The 23,687-nt window shown below is 39.5% G+C and carries 20 protein-coding genes; 2 read left to right on the top strand and 18 right to left on the bottom strand.

All coding sequences use genetic code 11. The features are described 5' to 3' along the window. Positions 1-46: 46 nt before the first annotated feature. From QUF91_RS03660 to QUF91_RS03630, 7 genes are all read right to left on the bottom strand, one after another. Positions 47-619 carry a thymidine kinase gene (locus QUF91_RS03660; protein ID WP_285396832.1) on the bottom strand — a complete coding sequence of 191 codons (573 nt, stop codon included), beginning with the start codon at positions 617-619 and terminating at the stop codon, positions 47-49. Between the two features lie 126 nt (positions 620-745). Further along, on the bottom strand, positions 746-949 hold the full coding sequence (gene rpmE / locus QUF91_RS03655) for a 50S ribosomal protein L31 (RefSeq protein WP_285396831.1): 204 nt from the start codon (positions 947-949) through the stop codon (positions 746-748). 367 nt (positions 950-1,316) lie between these two features. Continuing rightward, the gene (rho, locus tag QUF91_RS03650; RefSeq protein ID WP_053484460.1) at positions 1,317-2,600 is read right to left on the bottom strand and encodes a transcription termination factor Rho; all 1,284 of its coding nucleotides are present in this window, start codon (positions 2,598-2,600) and stop codon (positions 1,317-1,319) included. 145 nt (positions 2,601-2,745) lie between these two features. Continuing rightward, complete coding sequence (gene glpX, locus QUF91_RS03645; protein ID WP_285396830.1) at positions 2,746-3,702, bottom strand: class II fructose-bisphosphatase; 957 nt, start codon at positions 3,700-3,702, stop codon at positions 2,746-2,748. 95 nt (positions 3,703-3,797) lie between these two features. After that, positions 3,798-5,084, bottom strand: coding sequence for a UDP-N-acetylglucosamine 1-carboxyvinyltransferase (locus tag QUF91_RS03640; RefSeq protein WP_285396829.1), 1,287 nt, complete (start codon positions 5,082-5,084; stop codon positions 3,798-3,800). A 64-nt stretch (positions 5,085-5,148) separates the two neighbouring features. After that, positions 5,149-5,799 carry a fructose-6-phosphate aldolase gene (fsa, locus tag QUF91_RS03635; protein ID WP_068986678.1) on the bottom strand — a complete coding sequence of 217 codons (651 nt, stop codon included), beginning with the start codon at positions 5,797-5,799 and terminating at the stop codon, positions 5,149-5,151. 281 nt (positions 5,800-6,080) lie between these two features. Further along, positions 6,081-6,935, bottom strand: coding sequence for a class II fructose-bisphosphate aldolase (locus tag QUF91_RS03630; RefSeq protein ID WP_289416876.1), 855 nt, complete (start codon positions 6,933-6,935; stop codon positions 6,081-6,083). A 304-nt stretch (positions 6,936-7,239) separates the two neighbouring features. Between QUF91_RS03630 and QUF91_RS03625 the strand changes: the two genes are divergently transcribed. Next, complete coding sequence (locus QUF91_RS03625) at positions 7,240-7,509, top strand: hypothetical protein (RefSeq protein WP_285396826.1); 270 nt, start codon at positions 7,240-7,242, stop codon at positions 7,507-7,509. A 77-nt stretch (positions 7,510-7,586) separates the two neighbouring features. Here the strand turns inward: QUF91_RS03625 and QUF91_RS03620 are convergent, their stop codons facing one another. Beyond that, positions 7,587-7,943, bottom strand: coding sequence for a response regulator (locus tag QUF91_RS03620; protein ID WP_285396825.1), 357 nt, complete (start codon positions 7,941-7,943; stop codon positions 7,587-7,589). Positions 7,944-8,101: 158 nt separating this feature from the next. Here QUF91_RS03620 and QUF91_RS03615 point away from each other — a divergent pair, with 158 nt between their 5' ends. Beyond that, positions 8,102-8,632: a DUF2529 family protein gene (locus QUF91_RS03615; RefSeq protein ID WP_285396824.1), complete on the top strand. Its 531-nt coding sequence runs from the start codon at positions 8,102-8,104 to the stop codon at positions 8,630-8,632. Between the two features lie 312 nt (positions 8,633-8,944). On the opposite strand, the gene QUF91_RS03610 is transcribed toward QUF91_RS03615, so the two are convergent. The 10 genes from QUF91_RS03610 to QUF91_RS03565 all read right to left on the bottom strand — a co-directional run bounded on the left by QUF91_RS03610 (position 8,945) and on the right by QUF91_RS03565 (position 23,491). Next, positions 8,945-10,537, bottom strand: a complete 1,593-nt coding sequence (locus tag QUF91_RS03610; protein ID WP_289416875.1) for a CTP synthase — start codon at positions 10,535-10,537, stop codon at positions 8,945-8,947. 606 nt (positions 10,538-11,143) lie between these two features. Then, complete coding sequence (gene rpoE, locus QUF91_RS03605; protein ID WP_289416874.1) at positions 11,144-11,683, bottom strand: DNA-directed RNA polymerase subunit delta; 540 nt, start codon at positions 11,681-11,683, stop codon at positions 11,144-11,146. Positions 11,684-11,837: 154 nt separating this feature from the next. Beyond that, on the bottom strand, positions 11,838-11,996 hold the full coding sequence (locus QUF91_RS03600) for a hypothetical protein (protein ID WP_289420138.1): 159 nt from the start codon (positions 11,994-11,996) through the stop codon (positions 11,838-11,840). 128 nt (positions 11,997-12,124) lie between these two features. After that, on the bottom strand, positions 12,125-15,373 hold the full coding sequence (icmF, locus tag QUF91_RS03595; protein WP_289416873.1) for a fused isobutyryl-CoA mutase/GTPase IcmF: 3,249 nt from the start codon (positions 15,371-15,373) through the stop codon (positions 12,125-12,127). 129 nt (positions 15,374-15,502) lie between these two features. Next, positions 15,503-16,135 (bottom strand): TetR/AcrR family transcriptional regulator, encoded by a 633-nt coding sequence (locus QUF91_RS03590; RefSeq protein ID WP_285396820.1) that lies wholly within the window; start codon positions 16,133-16,135, stop codon positions 15,503-15,505. Positions 16,136-16,138: 3 nt separating this feature from the next. Further along, positions 16,139-17,275: an acyl-CoA dehydrogenase gene (locus tag QUF91_RS03585; RefSeq protein ID WP_285396819.1), complete on the bottom strand. Its 1,137-nt coding sequence runs from the start codon at positions 17,273-17,275 to the stop codon at positions 16,139-16,141. A gap of 533 nt (positions 17,276-17,808) precedes the next feature. Further along, entirely contained in the window at positions 17,809-18,945 is a 1,137-nt protein-coding gene (locus tag QUF91_RS03580) for an acyl-CoA dehydrogenase (protein WP_285396818.1), read from the bottom strand. A 69-nt stretch (positions 18,946-19,014) separates the two neighbouring features. Further along, positions 19,015-19,866 (bottom strand): 3-hydroxybutyryl-CoA dehydrogenase, encoded by an 852-nt coding sequence (locus QUF91_RS03575; protein WP_285396817.1) that lies wholly within the window; start codon positions 19,864-19,866, stop codon positions 19,015-19,017. Further along, a complete protein-coding gene (locus QUF91_RS03570) occupies positions 19,866-21,071 on the bottom strand; it encodes an acetyl-CoA C-acetyltransferase (RefSeq protein WP_289416872.1) in 1,206 nt (401 codons plus the stop codon). Before QUF91_RS03570 ends, QUF91_RS03575 begins: the two co-directional genes overlap by 1 nt. Positions 21,072-21,268: 197 nt before the next feature. Further along, positions 21,269-23,491, bottom strand: coding sequence for a heterodisulfide reductase-related iron-sulfur binding cluster (locus QUF91_RS03565; protein ID WP_285396815.1), 2,223 nt, complete (start codon positions 23,489-23,491; stop codon positions 21,269-21,271). Positions 23,492-23,687 lie beyond the last annotated feature (196 nt).

Raw genomic sequence — 23,687 nt, 5'->3', positions numbered from 1 at the left:
ACTTAGTATAAGAAAATTTCCACATGTATGCTACTTTTTCTTAGCGTTATAGCGGCGGATGCGCGTGACATTTTCGGCAAACTGGATAGTAGGAATCATTCCCTCCAATTTGAATTTGATCACCTGTATAAACAGGCTTTCCACTTTCATCAACACGCAAATTCATTGTTGCTTTTTTATGACAGAACCAGCAAATTGTTTTCATTTCCTCAATTTTATCTGCATATGTAAGCATGTACTGACTACCTTCAAATAGCTCATTTTGGAAATCATTTTTTAGACCGAAGCCCATGACTGGAATATCTAACTTATCTACAATGTTTGCTAATTGCAAAACATGAGCTTTTTTTAAGAATTGTACTTCATCAACTAGTACACAATATGGTTTTTCGGTATTGTTTTTTACTAGCTCAAAAATATTTGTATCATCATTAACAGGAATGGCTTGTTGACGTAAGCCTACTCGACTTGAAATAAAGCCTACCTCATCTCGTGTATCTAATCCTGATGTAAACATCATTACAGGCTTTTGTTGTTCTTCATAGTTATGCGCAACTTTTAAAATTTCTATAGATTTACCACTATTCATTGCGCCGTGCTTAAAATATAGCTGTGCCATGTGTCTTCTCCCTTTCTTTTTGTCAATCTGGATTTTGAAAAGACTTGCATCAACGGGATTCTTACTATTTTGATATACTGAAAAAAATACCTGCCAAGCACATGCTTGGCAGGTATTAAACTAACATTAGTTTTTAAGACCGTATTTTTTGTTGAAACGATCCACGCGACCATCAGTAGACGCGAATTTTTGACGGCCAGTATAGAATGGGTGACATTCGTTGCAGAACTCGACAACGATGTTTTCTTTTACTGAACCAGTTTGGAAAGTGTTACCACAAGAGCAAGTTACTGTTGCTACTTTGTAGTCTGGATGAATTCCTTGTTTCATATTCGTTTTCTCCTCTCGCCCTGAACCATCTGGAACAGAGTAATATCGAACTGCACCTTACATAGCTCGAATATGTCAGCTACATATGTACACGTTGCATACTTTGCAATAGTACCATATAAAATATACGTTTGACAATAGTTTTGAATATATTTAGTTTTAAGACTCTGCACTGTAACAGGGGTTGATTCTGTTCCGACTGAAGGCGTCCGATGAGCCACTTCACTTGCGCTTAAGGGCCATCTGTGAGGCTAATCTCTAAGGAGTCGCCTAGCCTTAATAGGGAGATGATCCAATAGTAAATATTCTCAAACAGAAAATAGATAAAAATCACCATCAACTATTGCTAGTCAATGGTGATTCATGTTTATAGTAGGCCCTTACCTTTAGTAGCCTTTTTCATATCTTCATTTAACTTTTCAAAGAATTCTTCATTTGATTTTGTTGTACGTAATTTTTTCATGAAGCGCTCCGCGAAATCTGGTGCGTCTGAGAATGTTTTACGAATCGCCCACAGCTTTTCAAGTTGCTCAGGCTCAAGCAGAAGCTCTTCCTTACGTGTACCTGAACGACGGATATCAAGCGCAGGGAAAATACGGCGCTCTGCCAATTGGCGATCAAGATGAAGCTCTAAATTACCTGTTCCTTTAAATTCTTCATAAATGACCTCATCCATACGAGACCCTGTATCCACTAAAGCTGTTGCTAAAATTGTTAAGCTACCGCCTTCTTCAATATTACGTGCCGAACCGAAGAATCGTTTTGGTCTATGGAACGCAGCAGGATCAATACCACCTGAAAGCGTACGACCGCTCGGAGGAATAACTAAGTTATAAGCGCGCGCTAAACGTGTAATAGAGTCCATTAAAATAATAACGTCACGTTTATGCTCAACTAAGCGGCGTGCACGTTCTAACACAATTTCTGCAACTTTCACATGATTTTCTGGAACCTCATCGAAAGTCGAACTCACTACATCTGCATTCACAGAACGTTCAATATCAGTTACTTCCTCAGGGCGTTCGTCAATAAGTAATACAATTAACTCTGCGTCAGGATAATTTGTTGTAATGGCATTCGCTATTTCTTTTAATAACGATGTTTTCCCTGCTTTTGGTGGTGCAACGATTAATCCACGTTGACCAAAGCCTACAGGTGCCACTAAATCCATAATACGTGTCGATAAATTGCGCTGTGTTGTTTCAAGTTTAATTTGTCGATCAGGATATAAAGGCGTTAATGCAGGAAAATGCACACGTTCCTTTGCCACTTCTGGGTCTTCGCCGTTAACAGCATCCACTTGTAGTAGTCCATAATAGCGTTCGTTTTCTTTAGGTGGACGCACCTTACCAGACACCTTGTCCCCATTTCGTAGATCAAAACGACGAATCTGAGAAGCAGAAATATAAATATCTTCTTTACTTGGAGAGTAGTTAATTGGTCGAAGGAAGCCAAAGCCCTCTTGCGAAACAATTTCTAGTACGCCTTCCATAAAGAAATAGCCCTCTTGCTCTGAACGCGTTTTCAAAATAGCAAATATTAATTCTTTTTTCGTTAGCTTGCTATAATATGAAATTTTATATTGGCGTGCAAGGGCGTAAAGCTCTTTTAACGTCATGTTTTCTAATTGAGCGATTGTCAATGCAGACATATGCACAACTCCAGTCTTTTTCAAAATATAATGCAATTTTTGGGGTTATCATAGAAGTTTTTAAAACTATGGGATGGTTTAATTTTTTAGAAGAAGGTACCTAGCGCAAAAAGATGCACTAGGTATATTTTAGAAGAAAAATTTATTAATAGCTAGGTTTTTTATCAAGAGCGTGACGACCTTCTACAAAACGCACAGTTCCAGATTTAGCTCGCATAACAACGGAATGTGTTAATGCGTAGGCTCCTTTATACTGAACACCTTTTAATAGCTCGCAATCTGTTACAGCTGTCGCTGCAAAAATAGCATCGTCACCTTTAACTAGGTCATCTAAATGAAGAACTTTATCTACGTCTACGCCCATTTTTTTGCAGCGCTCTAACTGTTCCTCATCTTCTGGTACTAGTTTCGCTTGGAAGTCTCCACCTAAACATTTTAATGCAACAGCTGAAATAACACCTTCTGGAGCACCGCCTGTACCAAACATAATATCAATGCCGGTTTCATCAAAAGCAGTATTGATAGCTGCCCCAACGTCGCCATCTTGAATAAATTTAATACGCGCGCCAGCTTCTCGGATTTCATCAACAATCGCTTGGTGACGTGGTCGATCTAAAAGAGTAGCTACTACATCTGAAATATCTTTATTTTTAGCTTTTGCTACCTGTAATAAATTATACGTAACAGAAGCATTAATATCGACCTTTCCTGCCGCTTCAGGTCCTACTGCAATTTTCTCCATGTACATATCTGGTGCATTTAACAGATTACCCTTATCTGCAATGGCAAGAACTGTCATTGCACCATTTGTACCCTTCGCTACAATATTTGTACCTTCTAATGGGTCAACTGCGATATCTACTTTAGGACCTCCATTACGCAAGCCAAGCTCTTCACCAATATAAAGCATTGGTGCTTCATCCATTTCGCCTTCACCAATCACTACTGTAGCATGCATTGGAATTGTATCGAACATTACGCGCATCGCTGTCGTTGCTGCATCATCTGCCTCAATTTTCAAACCGCGACCCATCCATTTCCCGGATGCGATTGCTGCTGCCTCTGTTACTCGGACTACTTCCATCGATAAACTACGTTCCATTGTTCTATTTGCCTCCCGTTATCGGCATACTTCTTCACCGAAACATTCAAATTACCTCTATTGTAACATAGTTAGTTCAAAACTTTTAGCTCTCATTATTCCTTCGCCTCTGCTACGCGTGCCATTATTGTTTCACGTCGAATATTAGCGCCTAAATCACGTAATTTCTCAATAAGTGAGCTATAGCCGCGCTCAATATGATAGATATCATGAATTTCTGTTTCGCCTTCAGCTAAAAGGCCTGCTAATACTAATGCGGCACCAGCACGAAGATCAGTAGCTGTTACAGTTGAGCCCTGTAATTTACTAGGACCTGTAATAATAGCTGTATTTCCTTCAACACGTGCATTGGCATTCATACGACGAAGTTCATCAATATGCTTAAAGCGAGCTGTATAGATTGTATCTGTTACCTTTGAGGAACCAAATGTCTGAGACATTAATACAGCAAGTGGCTGCTGAATATCCGTTGGGAACCCCGGATACACTAATGTTTTAACATCAACTGCATGCAATGTGGAGAGATCCGTTTTTGGCACAAAAATACTTTCTTCACCGATATCAATCTTCACACCCATTTCACGAAGCTTCGCAGTAATCGCCTCTAAATGCAGTGGAATAACATTATCGATCGTAACGCCTTCACCTAAAGCAGCAGCCATAATCATAAACGTGGCAGCTTCAATGCGATCCGGAATAATCGTATGCTCCGTACCATGAAGCTCCTCAACACCTTCAATTCGAATAACACTCGTACCTGCGCCTTTAATATTAGCACCCATGTTAGTGAGAAGAGTTGCCACATCAATAATTTCTGGCTCTTTCGCTGCATTTTCAATAACTGTACGTCCCTTTGCAAGGACAGCAGCTAGCATAATATTAATTGTTGCTCCAACACTGGCAACGTCTAAATATATTTTTGCACCAATTAATTCATCAGCGCGTAAATAAATTGCTCCATGCTCATTAGTGATTTTTGCACCTAATGCCTCAAAGCCTTTTATATGTTGATCAATAGGACGCGGACCTAAGAAGCAGCCTCCAGGCAAACCGATCACAGCTTTTTTAAAGCGACCTAGCATAGCGCCCATTAAGTAATAGGAGGCACGAAGCTTTTTCACGTTGCCGTTTGGTAATGGCAACGCAATCATGTCCGTTGGATCAATTGTCATTGTGCCATCCTCAAATGAAACTTCCCCACCAATTTCCTCTAATAAAGCCTTTAATGTCCACGCATCAGAAATTTCTGGTAAACCTCCAATTGTCACTGGAGAGTTCGCCAAAATTGATGCCGGAATTAAGGCGACCGCACTATTTTTTGCACCACTAACTTTAATTGTACCCTGCAGACGATTTTCGCCTGTAATTTTATAAACATCCATTTTGCGTTCTCCCTCATGATTGGAAAGTAATATTTTTTTGCGAATGGCTCACTATATAATCTTATTATTCGCCTTTTCTCTTATTCCAATCCGCTAAAAATCCTTCAATTCCTTTTTCCGTTAATGGATGGTTGAAAAGTTGCTTTAACACTTTAAATGGAGTAGTTGAAATATGTGCACCAGCAAGTGCTGCCGCCGTTACATGCTGCGGATGACGAATAGATGCAGCGATAATTTGCGTGTCGATATTATGAATTGTGAAAATATCTGCAATTGTTTCGATTAGCTCTACACCATTTTGACCCATATCATCTAAACGACCGATGAACGGTGATACATATGTTGCACCCGCACGAGCAGCCATTAATGCTTGGTTTGCACTAAAGATTAATGTTACGTTCGTTTTAATACCTTTGTCCGCAAAGAAGCGACACGCCTCTAAACCAGCTGGAGTCATTGGTAATTTAACTGTAATATTTGGAGCAATAGCAGCTAATTCTAAGCCTTCTTTAATCATACCTTCTGCATCAAGAGCAATTACTTCCCCACTCACTGAGCCGTCTACAAGCTCTGAGATTTCACGAAGTCGATCATGGAAAGAAACATTCTCTTCTTTAGCAACTAATGATGGGTTTGTTGTAACGCCTGATAAAATACCCCATGCGTGTGCTTCTTTAATCTCTTCGAAATTTGCTGTATCAATGAAAAATTTCATAATATTCCCTCCTGATCACTTTTTAGGTTCATCATCATGCTTAAGGTTAATTTCCGTTCTGACTGAGCGTTTTTCTGGATGCATTCAGTCTTCACTCCAATCAACTTATTCACACGACATACGTTTAATAAATGTCATCCTCAACTTTAATGATGAGCCTTATAATTGAATATTTGCCGAAAATTTTTTATTTCAAAAACAAGAGAAGGTCGATAACAGCATCAACGCTTCTCTTATTATGTGTAGTCATCTATACTTTTTTAACTTATTAAATGCAAAAATTATGCTTTTTGTGCACTGCCGAATTCGCGGATTTTCCCAACTACAGTTGTTTTAATCGCTTCACGTGCTGGAGCAAGGAATTTACGAGGATCATAAACAACTTTATCGTTATCAAGAATTTCGCGGATTACTTTTGTTGCAGCAATTTGATTTTCAGTATTAACGTTAATTTTTGCTGTACCTAATGAAATTGAACGTTGGATATCTTTTGTTGGGATACCTGTACCACCATGTAATACTAATGGAAGGTCAGCTAAGTTAGAGATTTCTTCCATTTCTTTAAAGCCTAAATTTGGTTCTCCTTTGTAAGGACCATGTACAGAGCCAAGAGCTGGTGCTAAGCAATCGATATCTGTTAACTCAACCATTTTACGGCATTCTTCTGGATCAGCGTACATAATACCACCGATTACGCCATCCTCGTCTCCACCAACTGTACCAAGCTCTGCTTCAACAGAAACATTCTTAGAATGAGCGTATTCAACCACTTTAGATGTAATTGCAATGTTTTCTTCGAATGGATGATGAGATGCATCAATCATAACTGAAGTGAAGCCAGCGTCAATCGCTTCTTTACATTTTTCAAAGCTTGAACCATGGTCAAGATGAATAGCTACTGGTACTGTAGTGCCATAAGATTCCATTAAACCTTTTACCATGTGTACAACGGAGATAAATCCGCCCATATATTTACCTGCGCCTTCTGAAACGCCTAGAATAACTGGAGATTTTTCTTCTTCTGCTGCTTGTAAAATTGCTTGAGTCCACTCAAGGTTGTTGATGTTGAACTGACCAACTGCATAACCTTCTCCCTTTGCTTTAATTAACATCTCTTTCATAGATACTAATGCCATACTAAAAATCCTCCTCTATAGGACTATTCTTTCTACATAAATATGCTATTTAATCATAGCAAAAATAACAGCCCCTGAAAAGCAGGGGCTGTTATTTTCTACACGAAAGCGAAGTGGAACGGAGCGACAGTGTCCAACCGTAGTGTAGTGCAACGTAACGGAGGTTACGCGAAAGCGAAGAGCAACGTAGCGACAGCGTCTTCTTTTCTGTACGAAAGCGAAGTGCAACGAAGCGGCAGTGTCCAACCGTAATGTAGTGCAACGTAACGGAGGTTCAAGCCCCCATGCGGTCAGATAGTGTTGCATGAAGGTAGATGTCGATATTTTTCGAAAGTTGGTCGATAAATTAAAAAAGTTGGGTGATAAATTTAAAAAGTTGGTGGATAAATCGATAAAGTTGGTCGATAAACAATCAAAAGTTCTCGATAAATCTCAAAACTGCAGCTCATTAAAGATTTGTGTCGCTATCATTGCGCTGCAGAAAAATAAAAGCGGCTCATCGGAAAGCGCCCAGTTGGAACGGAAACCAACCACACGTTATAGTGATGAGCCATTTATTGTGGAAGCAAAATGAAAGTGAAACGGTAGAAAACTTCTACTAATCGTATAATAACCATGAAAAACAGGCGGTGTTAACCACTGCCTGTTCATCTAAACCTGTAATGTTTTATTAACCTCATCACGCACTTCAAAAATATCAAAAGGCTTAGTAAAATATCGAATTGCGCCTAAATCTAATGCTTCCTGTACAACATCCAGTTCACCATAAGCAGTCATCATGAATACTGGAAGTTGTGGCCACTTCTCTTTTAAGCGCTTTAAAATTTCAATACCATCCATCCCCGGAATTTTCATATCTAATAGGACACAATCCATTTCTTCTTCTGCATATCGCAGTGCTTCAGTACCATTTGCAGCTAAGTATGTAACATAACCTTCTTTTTTCAACACTTCATTTAAAAGCAAACGAATTCCAGGTTGATCATCAACAATTAGTAATCGTTTCACATTTCATTCCGCCCTTTTTGAGTTATTATTCTTGCAAAAAAAAACTTCCTATATTATGTATTATTCTCCTTCAATAGCTTAATACCTTCTAGTATTATAAATTATCTACTTTTGCTTTATGCTCTTTTCAAACATATAATATTGATTGAGGTGGGACCATGTCAAAAATTCTAACAACACAACTTAGTGGATTATTACAAAGAATAACACAAAATGAAGAGGAAGCTATCGAAGAAACAGCACGATTACTTGCACAAGCAGGTATTGGTGAAGGTAACGTCTATTTCGCATGCTTTGGTGAAATGCAAGTTGTCGAATTAAATGCATGTCATGCAGTTGAACGTTTTAGCAAACTAGTACCGTGGACAAAGGATACAATGATAACGGAAGCTGATCGTGTATTCATTTTCACACGGAGTGCACATGATGAAGAAGCATTAGCTTTAGCACAACAACTCAATAACAATTTTATTCCGTTTGCAGCAGTTGCTAGCGAAGTAGCGGATTCTGAAAACCCACTAGCAGATTTAGCGTATACGTATATTTCTACACGCATACGTGGTGGTTTATTACCGAACGATTTAGGAGAGCGCATAGTTGTGCCACATGCTATTGCTGCCCTTTTTGTTTATGAAGCAGTAAAAATTGCGTATGATGAAATGCTTGGTCTTGATGACGAAGAGTTATAAAGAATCTATAAAAAGAGTTGTCTCTGCGTTTGAGACAACTCTTTTTATATAGGAATACATTGAAGATTTATCGGAATATTTTCTCGTTTTATCGGAATAATTTTAGCTTTTATCGGAACATTCCCTCGTTTTATCAGAACAATTTTAACTTTTATCGGAATAATCTCGTTTTACCGGAAAACAAAAAAGAGTTGTCTCAGCGTTTGAGACAACTCTTTTTATATAGGAATACTTTGAAGATTTATCGGAATAATCTCGTTTTGCCGGAGAACAAAAAGAGTTGTCTCAGTGCTTGAGACAACTCTTTTTTCATTATTTGAATGTTGCTCCGATAAAATCACGGAACAATGGTTGTGGACGGTTTGGACGTGATACAAGTTCAGGGTGGAATTGGCATGCTACGAAGAAATTCTTTTCTGGTAACTCGATAATTTCCACTAATTTGCCATCGGGGCTTGTACCTGAGAAGATAAGGCCTGCTGCTTCCATTGCTTCACGATATTCATTGTTAAATTCATAACGATGGCGGTGGCGTTCATAAACAAGCTCTTTACCATAGGCTTGACTTGCCTTTGAGCCATCTTTTAACTTACATGGATATAAACCTAAACGTAATGTACCACCGATGTCTACACTGTCGTTTTGATCTGGTAGGAAGTCGATAATAGGATATTCTGTATTTGCATCAAGCTCTGTAGAATGTGCTCCTTGTAAACCAAGTACGTTACGAGCAAATTCAATTGTTGCAAGTTGCATACCTAGGCAAATACCTAAGAATGGTACATCATTTTCACGAGCATATTGTGTCGCTAAAATTTTACCTTCAACTCCACGATCACCAAAGCCACCTGGAACTAAAATTGCGTCAGCACCTTTTAATAGAGTAGCTACATTGTCAGCATCTACATGTTCAGCATTAATCCAGTCAATCTCAATATCAGAATTAAATGCATAGCCTGCATGTTTTAATGCCTCTACAACAGAAATGTAAGCATCTTGTAATTCTACATATTTACCTACTAATGCTACTTTTCGTTTATTTGGTAAGCTCTTCACTTTTGCTACAAGCTCACGCCATTCTTCCATATCCGCCTCTGGAGCTTCAATGCCAAAATGGTCAAGAACAATATCATCGAAATCTTGTGCATGAAGATTTAATGGTACTTCATATAAATGTTCTGCATCGCGAGATTCAATAATTTCGTGTGGCTGAACATCACAGAATAAAGCTAGTTTTTCTTTCATATCCTGAGGTACTTCTTGCTCTGTGCGCACAACGATAATATTTGGTTGAATACCTAAAGAACGTAATTCTTTTACAGAGTGCTGAGTTGGCTTTGTTTTAAGCTCACCCGCAGCTTTAATATAAGGAATAAGCGTACAATGAACATACATTACATTGTTATGGCCTAAATTTGTTTTCATTTGGCGAATCGCTTCAAGGAATGGCAGTGATTCAATGTCTCCCACTGTTCCGCCTACTTCAGTAATAACAACGTCTGCATTTGTTTCACGACCAGCTCGTTGAATACGATCTTTGATTTCATTTGTAATGTGAGGAATTACTTGTACTGTTCCACCGTTGTAATCACCACGGCGTTCTTTTTGTAATACAGACTGATAAACACGACCTGAAGTTACAGTAGAATGTTTTCCTAGGTTAATATCAATGAAACGTTCGTAGTGACCTAAGTCTAAGTCAGCTTCAGCGCCATCATCTGTTACGAAAACCTCACCATGTTGATAAGGACTCATTGTACCTGGGTCAATATTGATATATGGGTCAAATTTTTGAATCGTTACTTCTAATCCACGATTTTTTAATAAACGACCTAGAGATGCAGCTACAATCCCTTTTCCAAGTGATGATACAACCCCACCTGTTACAAAAATATACTTCGTCATGAAAAAATTCCTCCTTATGTTGTACTAGAAATTGCTAGTAAGAAAAGTGCATTCACGTCCCTATGCTAAAACGATGCAAATGTCTCGACAGGATAAGAAAATTGATATTTCTTATCCCTAAAATAAGAAAAGCCGAGAATGCCTACAAAATTGTAGTCGATTCGAAGCTGTAATCGTTTCTATCTCTTTTCTACTTTCTTTTCTTTAACATTTATTCAGTCACTGATTACTATACATCATGAATGATTTAGAACATTTATATTCATTTCTGTAGCAATAAGCTTGGGAGAGTAAACTAAATAAAGTTAAAAAAACAAAAAAAACGCCCCTCCTGCATAGGTTTGCAGGGGGAGCGTATTACATACACGGTCTTTCTCCTTTAATTAAGGAGCCCAAGTAAAAGATTAAACGTAACCGCGATAGAAGTCAAGATTTTTTACTACAAGTATAAAAGAAAGAAAATTCAAAGAGTCATTATCATCAATTATGCCTCGGCATAATTGCGTCCGAAATCGGCTTTGTACATGCACAAAGAACTCCTTTCCGATTTCCGTGACATCCGCCAGAGGCTTCTAACTTATTTCAACAGATGTTTGCTGAAATAAGTTAGTTTTCTTCCTCTTCGTCTTCAAATTCATCTTCATCTTCATCAACAAAGTCTTCATCGATTTCCTCATCGATGTCTTCTATATCTTCTTCTTCTTCAAAATCAATATCTTCTTTATCATTATCTTCATCTAGCTCATCTTCTTCAACGAATTCTTCATAGTCTTCATCAAAGTCAATATCTTCTTCTTCTAAATCTTCTTCTAAATCTTCTTCATCTTCAAGGGCAGCTTTAGATTTTTTCTTATGAGTTTTAACAGAAGGAGCTGTTTCTTCTTCGATTTGTTCAACTTTATACCATTCACGTAAGCCCCAACCAGCCTCCTGATTAAATAAGAAGCGGCCATCTACATTTAAATCTGTGTAAAATTGTAGTAGGCGAGCTTTCATTTCTTCATCGCTATAGCCTGTAAATTCTTGAAGTATTGTTAATAAGTCATTAAAAGACACTGAGGCACGTTTTTCATTTAAAATTGCATAAGCTAAGTTAATTAACGATTCTTCCGTTAATTGTTCCTTTGTCATTTCACGAAAATTCATTCGTGCACTTCCTTTCCCTCATCACAATGGACGTTTTAAAATTATATTGCTTTATTTTCGGAGTGCAGCAAAAAAGGCCGCACAAAAGTAACTTTCCATATCATAAGCATAATACCCATTATATACAAAGTTTTATCCTCATTGCTAGCTTCAATTATTGGTTTTTTATATCACGCATTTTTTTTATCCCAAAGTAAAACAAATAGACAGATAATAATAATATCGGAATAGCGCCAAATTGCTTATCATAAAGGAAAATAACTCCTAGCACTAAAGCTAAAATAATAATGTAGTGAATACCTGATTTCATCAACTACTGCGCCTCCCCTTTTTTTACATTTCTATTATAACGGAATTAAAAAAAAGTGCCTAATCCTAAGACTAGACACTTAAAAATACAGAAGCATTTTGTATAAAATAGAATATATGCACGTTTACGATTTACATATTACGACGATATTGTCCGCCTACTTCATATAAAGCATTCGTGATTTGCCCTAAGCTAGCTACTTTTACGGTTTCCATAAGCTCCGCGAAAATATTGCCATTGTTTACAGCTACTTGTTGTAAACGAGCAATTGCCGCTTCCGCTTCACTTTCATGTTGCTTCCAGAAGGCATGTAAATTATGAATTTGTGTCTCTTTTTCTTCCGTTGATGCACGCGCAATTTCCATATTATCAATTTCGTCCTCTGAAGGTGGGTTCGGATTTAAGTATGTGTTTACACCAATGATTGGTAACTCACCCGAATGTTTTAGCATTTCGTAGTACATGGATTCCTCTTGAATCTTACCGCGCTGATATTGTGTTTCCATTGCACCTAGCACGCCACCACGATCATTGATACGATCGAACTCTTCTAGTACCGCTTCTTCTACAAGGTCCGTTAATTCTTCCACAATAAATGCACCTTGTAATGGGTTTTCATTTTTCGCTAAGCCATGTTCCTTCGTAATAATCATTTGAATGGCCATTGCGCGACGTACAGATTCTTCCGTAGGCGTTGTAATTGCTTCATCATATGCATTTGTATGCAATGAATTACAATTATCCTGTAAAGCCATTAATGCCTGTAACGTTGTGCGGATATCATTAAAATCGATCTCCTGTGCATGCAAACTACGTCCAGATGTTTGGATATGATATTTTAGTTTTTGTGCACGTTCATTAGCGCCATACTTATCGCGCATAATAACTGCCCAAATACGACGTGCTACACGTCCAATAACTGTGTACTCTGGGTCAAGTCCGTTAGAGAAGAAGAATGATAGATTTGGCGCAAAATCATCAATATTCATTCCACGACTTAAATAATATTCCACATACGTAAAGCCATTTGCTAATGTAAAGGCCAACTGTGAAATTGGGTTCGCTCCAGCTTCAGCAATATGGTAACCAGAAATAGATACTGAGTAGTAATTACGCACTTTATGATCAATAAAGTATTGCTGAATATCTCCCATCATACGTAACGCAAACTCTGTTGAGAAAATACATGTGTTTTGCCCTTGATCTTCTTTTAAAATATCTGCTTGCACCGTTCCACGCACGACCTGTAATGTTTTCTCTCGTGTCTCCATAAATTCTTCAACTGTCAAAGGTCGACTAAGTTCTTTCTCACGTAGTTTCACTTGCTGATCAATAGCCGAATTCATGAACATCGCCAAAATAATCGGTGCTGGACCGTTAATTGTCATCGATACTGAAGTTGATGGTGCACATAAATCAAAGCCTGCATAAAGCTTTTTCATATCCTCTAGCGTACAAATGGATACACCCGATTCTCCAACCTTACCATAAATATCTGGTCGGTAATCTGGATCCTCACCGTATAGCGTTACCGAATCAAATGCTGTTGATAAACGTTTTGCATCATCATCCTTTGATAAATAATGGAATCGTTTATTTGTACGCTCAGGTGTACCCTCACCAGCAAATTGTCGCTTCGGATCTTCACCTTCACGTTTAAATTGGAATACCCCTGCAGTAAATGGGAATTCGCCAGGTACATTTTCTCTATAAACCCAACGTAAAATTTCACCGTAATCTACGAATTTCGGCAAGGCCACTTTAGGGATTTTTGTACCAGATAGGCTTGTTGTCTTTAAAATCGTACGAATTTCTTTATCACGAACTTTCGTTACAAATTCGTCCCCAGCATACGCTTCTTTTAAAGCTTGCCAATTATCTAAAATACGTTTGGACTCAGCCGTTAATTCATCTCTGACACCTTCTACTAAAGAAGTAAGAGATGCGATAAGTGCATCATTTGGCGCTTTTTCCTTAACCGCTGCAATAGCTCCTTCTAATTGGAATAGACGGCGAGCAAATCCAACTTGCTGCTCTGATTTTTTGTGATAGCCACGCACAGTATCCGTAATTTCTCGTAAATAATAACGACGATCGTTTGGAATAATAACATCCTGCTTCTGGGTTTTCGCAAATTGCTCATAACCCGTTTCCCAGTTACTTCCTGTATTCTTATTAATGATATTTACTAATGCAGCAAATAAAGCATTCGTTCCTTTATCATTAAATTGACTTGCAATCGTACCGTAAACAGGCATATTATCGATTGATTCATCCCAAAGCTCTCGCGAACGTTGGTATTGCTTCTGCACTTGGCGTAGCGCATCCTCAGAGCCTTTACGTTCAAATTTATTGATGGCAATCACATCTGCAAAATCAATCATGTCAATTTTTTCAAGCTGTGTCGGAGCACCAAACTCACTTGTCATAACGTACATGGATAAATCCGTATATTTCGTAATTTCCGCATCACCTTGACCAATACCACTTGTTTCTACAATGATTAAATCATAGCCCGCTACTTTCACTACATTTAGTACGTCCCCAATAGAAGCAGAAAGCTCTGTACGAGATCCACGGGTTGCTAAACTACGCATATATACTCGATTATTGAAAATCGCATTCATACGAATTCGGTCACCAAGTAAAGCCCCACCTGTTTTTTGCTTTGTCGGATCGACTGAAAGAATCGCTACCCGTTTATCTGGGAATTCTTTTAAGAAACGACGAATTAATTCATCCGTTAAGGAAGATTTACCCGCACCACCAGTTCCTGTAATACCTAAGACAGGTGTCCCTTTTGAGCGTTTGCGAGCTTCTTCTAGCATCTTATTCGTTTCCTCATCGTCATTCGACTCTGCAGCAGTTATTAAATTCGCTAAAATTTCGGGTGTATCTGTCGTTACAGCATCAAGCTTTTCTTGATAATTACCCGTAGCAGTTGGGAAATCAGTCCCTTTAATTTTCTCATTAATCATCCCTTGTAAACCTAAGACACGACCATCTTCCGGCGAGAAAATTCCTGCAATCCCATAAGCATGTAGCTCTTTAATTTCACGTGGTAAAATTACACCACCACCGCCACCATAAATTTTAATATGTGGCGCTCCTTTTTCACGCAACAAATCATACATATATTTAAAGTATTCCATATGTCCGCCTTGATAAGAAGATACCGCAATGCCTTGAGCATCCTCTTGAATCGCAGCATTTACGACTTCTTCCACGGAGCGGTTATGTCCTAAATGGATTACCTCTACACCGCTTGATTGTAAAATACGTCGCATAATGTTAACCGAAGCATCATGCCCATCAAAAAGACTCGATGCTGTAACAAAACGTACGTGATTTTTTGGACGATATACTTCTACCTTTGTCATATGAAATCCCCACTTTCTCCCCTTAATCAATTACACCTTTGTGTTAAATAAAAAGCTTCAATTCATAAAAAAAGTCGGCAATTGCAATGTCGCTCTATGCAATTACCGACAACCCCTTAACGGAACGTATTAGAACCCCTTTATGCCTGAAATAAACAATGTTGTTTGCATTTCAATAAATTCGTCAATAGAGTGCTGACGGTGGAGCGCCCATTTACGGAATGCCCAGCTTTGTCCAGAAACAACTAAGTTATTTGCTGCCAAATGGATTTGTTTATCCGTCATCGTTATTTCACCTGACTGCACACAGCGTTTTAGTAATCGCTCAAAAGTAGCAACCATTTCAAATTCCTTACTAAATACGTAACGCTGTGCTTCTTTTGACAATGTTTTAGTTTCCTGATACATGATTGTCAGCTCATCAACCATACTATCAATTTGCAAGAAATACTCTCGAATCATTTCTTTTAACTCTTCTATAGTTCCTGCCTTAATCTCATAACTTGAAAGTCTCTCCATCGCATGGTGATAAATACTATCACATACTAGATACAGGACATCTTCTTTTGTACGAATATACTCATATAATGTACCGATACTAAAACCTGCAGCTTTTGCGATTTCTCTCGTCGTGGCACGATGAAATCCTTTTTCTTTAAATAGTTTAATGGCTCCCTCTATCATTTGTTCTCGACGAATGGCGATGAGATTTTCATCTTTTACCGTTGACTGTACTTGGGGTCTTTTATCTCTTTCTGTCATACGTTATTTTGTCAACATACGAGAGATTACAAGACGTTGAATCTCTTGCGTACCTTCGTAAATTTGTGTAATTTTTGCATCACGCATGAAGCGCTCAACTGGATAATCTTTTGTATAACCATATCCACCAAAGATTTGAACCGCCTCAGTCGTTGCACTCATCGCAGTATCGCCAGCCATTAATTTCGCCATTGCAGATGCTTTACCATAAGGTAGGCCATTTGATTCTAACCAAGCCGCTTGGTATGTCAGCAGTCGAGATGCTTCAATTTGAGTTGCCATATCCGCTAGTTTAAAAGATACACCTTGGTTAGCAGTAATCGGTTTACCAAATTGTACACGTTCTTTACCGTATTCAATTGCTGCATCCAATGCCCCTTGTGCAATACCTACAGCTTGAGCCGCAATACCGTTACGTCCTCCATCAAGTGTTGTCATCGCAATTTTGAAGCCTTCTCCCTCAGCTCCAAGCATGTTTTCTTTTGGAACGCGACAGTTATCAAAAATAATTTCAGTTGTAGGAGATGAACGAATCCCTAGTTTTTTCTCCTTCTTCCCTACGGAGAAACCTTCAAAGCCTGCTTCAACGATAAAAGCAGTTGTGCCATGTTTAGCTTCTGGATCCGTTACTGCAAATACAACATATGTATCTGCTACTCCACCATTCGTAATGAAGATTTTCGAGCCATTTAAAATATAATCATCACCGTCAAGTTTCGCATACGTTTTCATGCCACCAGCATCAGAACCTGACCCTGGCTCTGTTAAGCCATATGCACCGATATGTTTACCTTCTGCCATTGGACGAAGGTATTTTTGTTTTTGTTCTTCATTACCGAATTTATAAATCGGCCAACCAGCAAGCGAAGTATGTGCTGATAAAGTTACCCCTGTTGAAGCACATACACGTGATAATTCTTCTACAGCAATAACATATGCAAGATAATCAAAGCCTGCACCACCGTATTCTTCTGGCCATGGAATACCTGTTAAGCCTAGCTCCGCCATTTTATCGAAAATTGCACGATCAAACTCTTCATTCTCGTCACGTTCCGCTGCTGTCGGTGCCACTTCATTAATAGCAAAATCACGAATCATTTCACGTAATTGTTCATGCTCTTCTGTTAATTGAAAGTTCATTGTCCATTTCCCCTTTTTAATTAGACTCTGTTCTTGCTAAACTGTTGATTTTTATATTTGATATCGTTTTCGTGGTTATTGCCTAGTTTGCTTGGGGACCCGAGCGATTTGTCGCTTGACCTGAGCAGTTTCACGCGGGATCCGAGCAATTTGTCGCTTGACCCGAGCAGTTTCACTCGGGACCCGAGCGATTTGTCGCTTGACCTGAGCAGTTCACCGCGGGACCCGAGCGATTTGTTGCTTGACCCGAGCAGTTTCACGCGGGACCCGAGCGATTTGTCGCTTGACCCGAGCAGTTTCACGCGGGACCCGAGCGATTTGTCGCTTGACCCGAGCAGTTTCACGCGGGATTCGAGCGATTTGTCGCTTGACCCGAGCAGTTTCACGCGGGATCCGAGCGATTTGTCGCTTGGCCCGAGCAGTTTCACGCGGGGCCCGAGCAGTTCACCGGGGCGGCCCTGAGCAATTGACGGTTTTCCCTGGGCATTTGACATCGTCCGTAAAAAATCAACTTCGACCACATAACATAAGACTTATTTAAGTAAATGTTTACTAATGACTAGCTTTTGAATTTCGCTTGTACCCTCGTATATTTCTGTCACCTTCGCATCACGGAAATAACGCTCTACTGGGTAGTCTTCTGTATAGCCATAACCACCAAAAATCTGTACCGCCTCGATTGCCGTTTGTACGGCTGTGCGTGAGGCAAAGAGTTTTGCCATGGAAGCCTCTGCTCCGCACGGCAACCCTTTTGAGCGTAGATCCGCTGCACGATATACTAGTAATTTTGCTGATTCTACAGCAGTCGCCATATCAGCAAGCTTAAAGCCAACCCCTTGTTGCGCGGCAATAGGTTTGCCAAATTGAACACGCTCTTTGGCATAAGCAGTAGCTGCTTCTAGCGCTGCTTCAGCAATGCCTAAAGATTGTGCAGCAATGCCAATACGTCCTACATCTAAGTTAGCCATCGCAATTTTAAAGCCTTCCCCTTCCTCCCCAAGAAGGTTTGCAGCTGGAATACGACAGTTATCAAATGTTAATTGGACTGTACGTGAACCATGTAAGCCCATTTTATGTTCATCTTTCCCTATGATTAAGCCTGGTGTTCCCTTTTCCACAATAAATGCTGAAATACCGCGTGTTTTTGCAGTAGGATCTGTTGATGCAAAGACAATATATACATCTGCTTCTCCACCATTTGTAATAAACACCTTGGAACCATTGATGACATATTCATCCCCGTCTCGCACCGCTTTCGATTGCAGAGAGCCCGCATCAGAACCTGCGCTAGGCTCTGTTAAACAAAATGCTCCTAAATATTCACCTGCAGCAAGCTTTGGAACATAACGTTTCTTCTGTTCATCGTTACCAAAATAAATAATAGGGTTTGTTCCTACCGAAGTATGTACAGATAAAATAACACCCATTACTGCACTAACTTTCGATAGTTCATTTATAGCAATTATGTACGATGTAAAATCCATCGCAGAGCCGCCTAATTCTTCTGGGGTTGTTATCCCCATTAAACCTAATTCTCCCATTTGCGTAAGTAGCTCACGTGGAAACTCGCCTGCTTCCATACGCTCTACCCACGGTTCAATCTTTTCTTGAGCAAAACTTCGAACCATATCACGCATCATTATTTGTTCATCTGTAAATCGTAATTGCATCTATAATGTCACCCCTAAATGTTGTCCCGTATCATTCCATTTCGTTTGAATCGCCCCATCCCCATAGGATTATTCGTAAACGTAAAAGCCTCTTCCTGATTTTTTACCTAGCCAGCCTGCTGCCACATATTTACGTAGCAATGGACAAGGTCTGTACTTACTATCACCTAAGCCCTCATGTAAGATCTCCATGATGGATAGACATGTATCAAGACCAATAAAGTCTGCTAAAGTTAAAGGCCCCATTGGATGATTCATACCAAGCTTCATCACATCATCAATGGCTTCCTTCGATGCTACACCCTCATACAGTGCATAGATGGCTTCATTGATCATTGGTAGTAAAATACGATTTGAAATAAAACCTGGGAAGTCATTTACTTCCACTGGTGTTTTCGATAATTTTACTGTCATGTCTTCAACGGCTTTGTAGACTTCATCACTTGTAGCTAGCCCTCTAATAATCTCCACAAGTTTCATAACAGGTACAGGATTCATAAAGTGCATACCGATTACTTGCTCTGGACGATTTGTAACAGCGGCAATTTCCGTAATTGGTAAAGATGATGTATTCGTAGCTAAAATGGCATGTGCCGGTGCAATCTGATCAATTTGCTTAAAGATGGATTGCTTCACTTCCATATTTTCCACAGCGGCCTCGATGATAATATCTACATCACTAGCATCCTGTAAATCTAGTGACATACTAATGCGACCTAGAATAGCCACCTTCTCATCCTCAGTTTTACGACCCTTTTCGACATCACGTGTCAGGTTTTTCGTAATCACCCCTAAACCGCGCTCGAAAAATTCTTGCTTCATATCGTTCAGTTTGACATCATAGCCAGCTTGTGCACAAACTTGTGCAATGCCAGAGCCCATTTGTCCTGCACCAATAACCATTACCTTTTGAATACCCATCATTCATGTCCCCCTGTTTTTGGTACTTCGATCATAATCGCATCGCCTTGCCCTCCGCCTGAGCAGATAGCAGCAATTCCGATACCACCGCCACGGCGCTTTAATTCATGTGCAAGTGTTAAAATAATGCGTGCTCCAGATGCTCCAATCGGATGACCTAATGCTACTGCACCGCCGTTAACATTGATCTTTTCAGCATCTAAATCTGCCAGTTGCTTGCTAACAAGAGCTACTGCTGCAAAGGCTTCATTAATTTCAATGACATCAATGTCCGCTAATGATTTACCCGTCTTTTTCAGTAACTTGTTAATAACAAGCCCCGGTGTTTGTGGGAAATTCTCTGGCTCAATAGCAAGCTCTTCATGGCCGATAATCACCGCAAGTGGCTCCCTACCTTCACGCGTTGCACGTTCCTCACTCATTACTACTAAGGCACATGCACCATCGTTAACGCCAGGTGCGTTACCTGCTGTAATCGTTCCGCCCTTGTCAAAGGCTGGTCTGAGTTTTGCTAGTACCTCCATTGACGTACCAGCTCTTGGTGCCTCGTCTGTATCGACTTGAAGCGGCTCTCCCTTACGTTGTGGAATTTCCACAGGCACGATTTCCTCAGCAAAGTAACCTTTATCAATTGCTGTAAGCGCACGTTCATGACTACGAACAGACCAAGCATCCTGCTCCTCACGACTTAAAGAAAATTCATTCGCTGTCGTATTGCCGTAGCTTCCCATATGTGGCCTTGCCTTATCAAAGGCACATGTTAAGCCATCATATAGCATGCCATCCACCATTGTTGAATCGCCCATGCGTAAGCCTGTTCGACCATTTTGTAGATAATACGGTGCATTGGACATTGACTCCATACCACCAGCGATAATCACTTCTTCGTCCCCTAATCGAATTAGCTGATCAGCTAGTGTTACAGCGCGCATACCTGATGCACAAACCTTATTAATCGTTTCTGTTTTCACCGCTATTGGTAAATTTGCTTTTATTGCAGCTTGCCTTGAAGGAATTTGGCCCTGTCCCCCTTGTAAAACGGAGCCTAAAATCACTTCATTCACTTCATCAGGCGAAATATTCGCTTTCTCAAGTGCCCCTTTTATGGCGATTGCACCTAAATCACTTGCGCTTAATGCTGATAGTGAACCTCCAAATTTACCAAATGCAGTTCTTGCTCCTGCTAAAATTACAGCTCTATTCAAGTAAAACACCCCTTTTGTTTTACGTTCTAGAAGAAGTATCAGAGCATTTCTGTTGACTGAACGCTCGCTCGACCTCTTGCTATGAAAAATGGGAGTTTTAAGTTAACTCCCATTCCCATTTAATCTTATTCTACAAAACAATTATTTATTGTGCAATTTATATTTTTCAGATAACAAAAATATTTCTGCAATAACTATCATTTTTCTGCGTTAGTCTCTGCATTCTTGTCTTGTTCGACATTTTCTACAGAAGCTACTACTTCTTCAACCATCACATCCGCTGCTTCTTCAACAGACTCTTCGACAGCTTTCACTTTTTCACCAAACACAGAACGCTCTAATAGCTCTGCAACATCGAATGTACTGATTGTATCCTCAACTTCTTTTGCCTTTGTACCATCTTCAAGCATCGTTAAACAGTAAGGACATCCAGAAGAAATAACTGAAGCATCAGTTGCTAAAGCTTGCTCTGTTCTTGCTACGTTAATACGGTTGCCGACATGCTCTTCCATCCACATTAAACCGCCACCTGCGCCACAGCACATTGCTGTCTCACGATTACGCTCCATTTCCACAAGCTTAACACCTGGAATACCACGTAGGATCTCGCGTGGTGCATCATAAACATCGTTATATCGACCTAAATAACAAGAATCGTGGAACACAATTGTTTCATGAACTTCGTAATTTAACGCTAGACGATTTTCATCAATCAATTCATTTAATAGCTCAGTATGGTGATAAACCTCGCCCTTCCAGCCAAAATCTTGATATTCATTTTTAAAGATATTATAAGCATGCGGATCGATTGTAACGATTTTCTTAACGTCGTTTTTCTCAAATTCATCAATATTCGCTGTAGCAAGCTCTTGGAATAAAAACTCATTTCCTAAACGACGAGGAGTATCCCCTGAGTTTTTCTCTTTATTTCCTAAAATCGCAAACTTCACGCCTGCCTCGTTTAATAAGCGACAGAAAGCTAAAGCAATTTTTTGTGAGCGATTATCAAATGCACCCATTGAGCCTACCCAGAATAAATATTCCATTTCCTCGCCTGATTTTTTCAGCTCTTTTACTGTCGGAATATGAATTGTTGGATCTAGGTCACGCCAGTTTTCTTTTTCTTTACGGTTCAAGCCCCATGGATTGCCTTGACGTTCGATGTTTGTCATCGCGCGTTGTGCGTCAGGGTTTACTTTCCCTTCAGTCATCGTTAAGTAACGGCGTAAGTCAATAATTTTATCGACATGCTCATTCATTACAGGACATTGATCCTCACAGTTACGACAAGTCGTACATGCCCAAATCTCTTCTTCCGTAATGACATCGCCGATTAAAGAAGGGCTGTAAATATCTTCAATGACTGCGCCCTCAGCACCAGCTGCCATTGCTAACTGATTCCCCTTTGTATTAGCAAAGAATTGATAAGGTACCCAAGGTTTTTGCTTTGTCACAACAGCACCTGTAAACGTTAAGTGATCACGAAGCTTCACGATTAAATCCATCGGTGATAACATCTTCCCTGTTCCTGATGCTGGACACATATTTGTACAGCGTCCACACTCTACACAAGAATATAAATCTAGCATTTGTTTTTGTGTAAAGTCTTCAATACGTCCAACACCAATTGCTGGAATATCATCTTCATCTTCAGCATTTTCTAACGCTTCAAAGTCGATTGGTGTTAGCGTACCTGTACGATCTAAACGATTCATGTACACATTGATCGGACTTACAATCAAGTGGAAGTGCTTCGATTGTGGTACATACACTAAGAATGTCAGTAAAATTAATAAATGCGCCCACCACATCACGTAGAACACAACTGCCGCTGCTGATGCTGGTAGGAAGCTGAAAATAGCGGCAATACCAGATGCTACTGGCTCAGTGTATGATAGTTCTTCACCATGCCAAATTAATCCCATACCATTTGCAAGCAATGTTGATACCATTAACCCGCCAATAAAAATTAAGACAAGACCATTTTTCCAGCCACGTTTTAGACGTACTAGCTTTTCTACATAGCGACGGTAAAATGCCCACACAACCGCCACTAAAATCATTAATACCACAAGCTCTTGGATGAATGTAAAGACACTATAGAAAATGCCAAGTGGCAGATGTGATCCAGGTACTAACCCCTTCCAAATTAAATCAATAGCGCCTAGCTGCACCATTAAAAATCCATAGAAGAACATTACGTGAATTAAACCACTCTTCGGATCTTTTAATAGCTTATTTTGGCCAAACACATTGACCATAATATAGCGAATGCGTTCTTTAACACTTTCATCAAACTCAACCTTTTTCCCCAATTGAACATACTTATAGCGTGTTTTTAACAGATAGAAGAACAATCCTACTGCATAAAGCACAACCACGACTGTTAGAACAATGTTTGCAATTAGTAATGGACTCATGGTTGGTCCCCCCTTTAATTTGTCGTCAATTTCTCTCTTTGTGATAAATTCGCTAGCTCATACGTAAATGTACATCATTTCATCATTATATTCCTATTCTAATAAATGAGTGAGCATTCAGTCAACATAAAACGGAAATATTTCTGATAATTTTATATTCTTACATTTTACAAGAAAAAAAGCCACCCTGAATTTT

The sequence above is a fragment of the Lysinibacillus sp. G4S2 genome, from assembly GCF_030348505.1.
Taxonomy (GTDB): domain Bacteria; phylum Bacillota; class Bacilli; order Bacillales_A; family Planococcaceae; genus Lysinibacillus.
Note: the sequence above shows the minus strand (reverse complement) of the source record. Positions and strands in the feature narration are given on the sequence as shown.

Coding starts and splice junctions, on each gene's coding strand:
- QUF91_RS03630 (WP_289416876.1), bottom strand. CDS start 6,935: ATGGCATTAGTATCTATGAAAGAGATGTTAATTAAAGCAAAGGGAGAA.
- rho (WP_053484460.1), bottom strand. CDS start 2,600: ATGTCTGCATTGACAATCGCTCAATTAGAAAACATGACGTTAAAAGAG.
- icmF (WP_289416873.1), bottom strand. CDS start 15,373: ATGACAAAGGTAGAAGTATATCGTCCAAAAAATCACGTACGTTTTGTT.
- QUF91_RS03625 (WP_285396826.1), top strand. CDS start 7,240: ATGAAGGTAGATGTCGATATTTTTCGAAAGTTGGTCGATAAATTAAAA.
- QUF91_RS03575 (WP_285396817.1), bottom strand. CDS start 19,866: ATGGGTATTCAAAAGGTAATGGTTATTGGTGCAGGACAAATGGGCTCT.
- QUF91_RS03565 (WP_285396815.1), bottom strand. CDS start 23,491: ATGAGTCCATTACTAATTGCAAACATTGTTCTAACAGTCGTGGTTGTG.
- QUF91_RS03660 (WP_285396832.1), bottom strand. CDS start 619: ATGGCACAGCTATATTTTAAGCACGGCGCAATGAATAGTGGTAAATCT.
- fsa (WP_068986678.1), bottom strand. CDS start 5,799: ATGAAATTTTTCATTGATACAGCAAATTTCGAAGAGATTAAAGAAGCA.
- QUF91_RS03640 (WP_285396829.1), bottom strand. CDS start 5,084: ATGGATGTTTATAAAATTACAGGCGAAAATCGTCTGCAGGGTACAATT.
- QUF91_RS03610 (WP_289416875.1), bottom strand. CDS start 10,537: ATGACGAAGTATATTTTTGTAACAGGTGGGGTTGTATCATCACTTGGA.
- rpmE (WP_285396831.1), bottom strand. CDS start 949: ATGAAACAAGGAATTCATCCAGACTACAAAGTAGCAACAGTAACTTGC.
- rpoE (WP_289416874.1), bottom strand. CDS start 11,683: ATGAATTTTCGTGAAATGACAAAGGAACAATTAACGGAAGAATCGTTA.
- QUF91_RS03580 (WP_285396818.1), bottom strand. CDS start 18,945: ATGCAATTACGATTTACAGATGAACAAATAATGATGCGTGATATGGTT.
- QUF91_RS03590 (WP_285396820.1), bottom strand. CDS start 16,135: ATGACAGAAAGAGATAAAAGACCCCAAGTACAGTCAACGGTAAAAGAT.
- glpX (WP_285396830.1), bottom strand. CDS start 3,702: ATGGAACGTAGTTTATCGATGGAAGTAGTCCGAGTAACAGAGGCAGCA.
- QUF91_RS03615 (WP_285396824.1), top strand. CDS start 8,102: ATGTCAAAAATTCTAACAACACAACTTAGTGGATTATTACAAAGAATA.
- QUF91_RS03585 (WP_285396819.1), bottom strand. CDS start 17,275: ATGAACTTTCAATTAACAGAAGAGCATGAACAATTACGTGAAATGATT.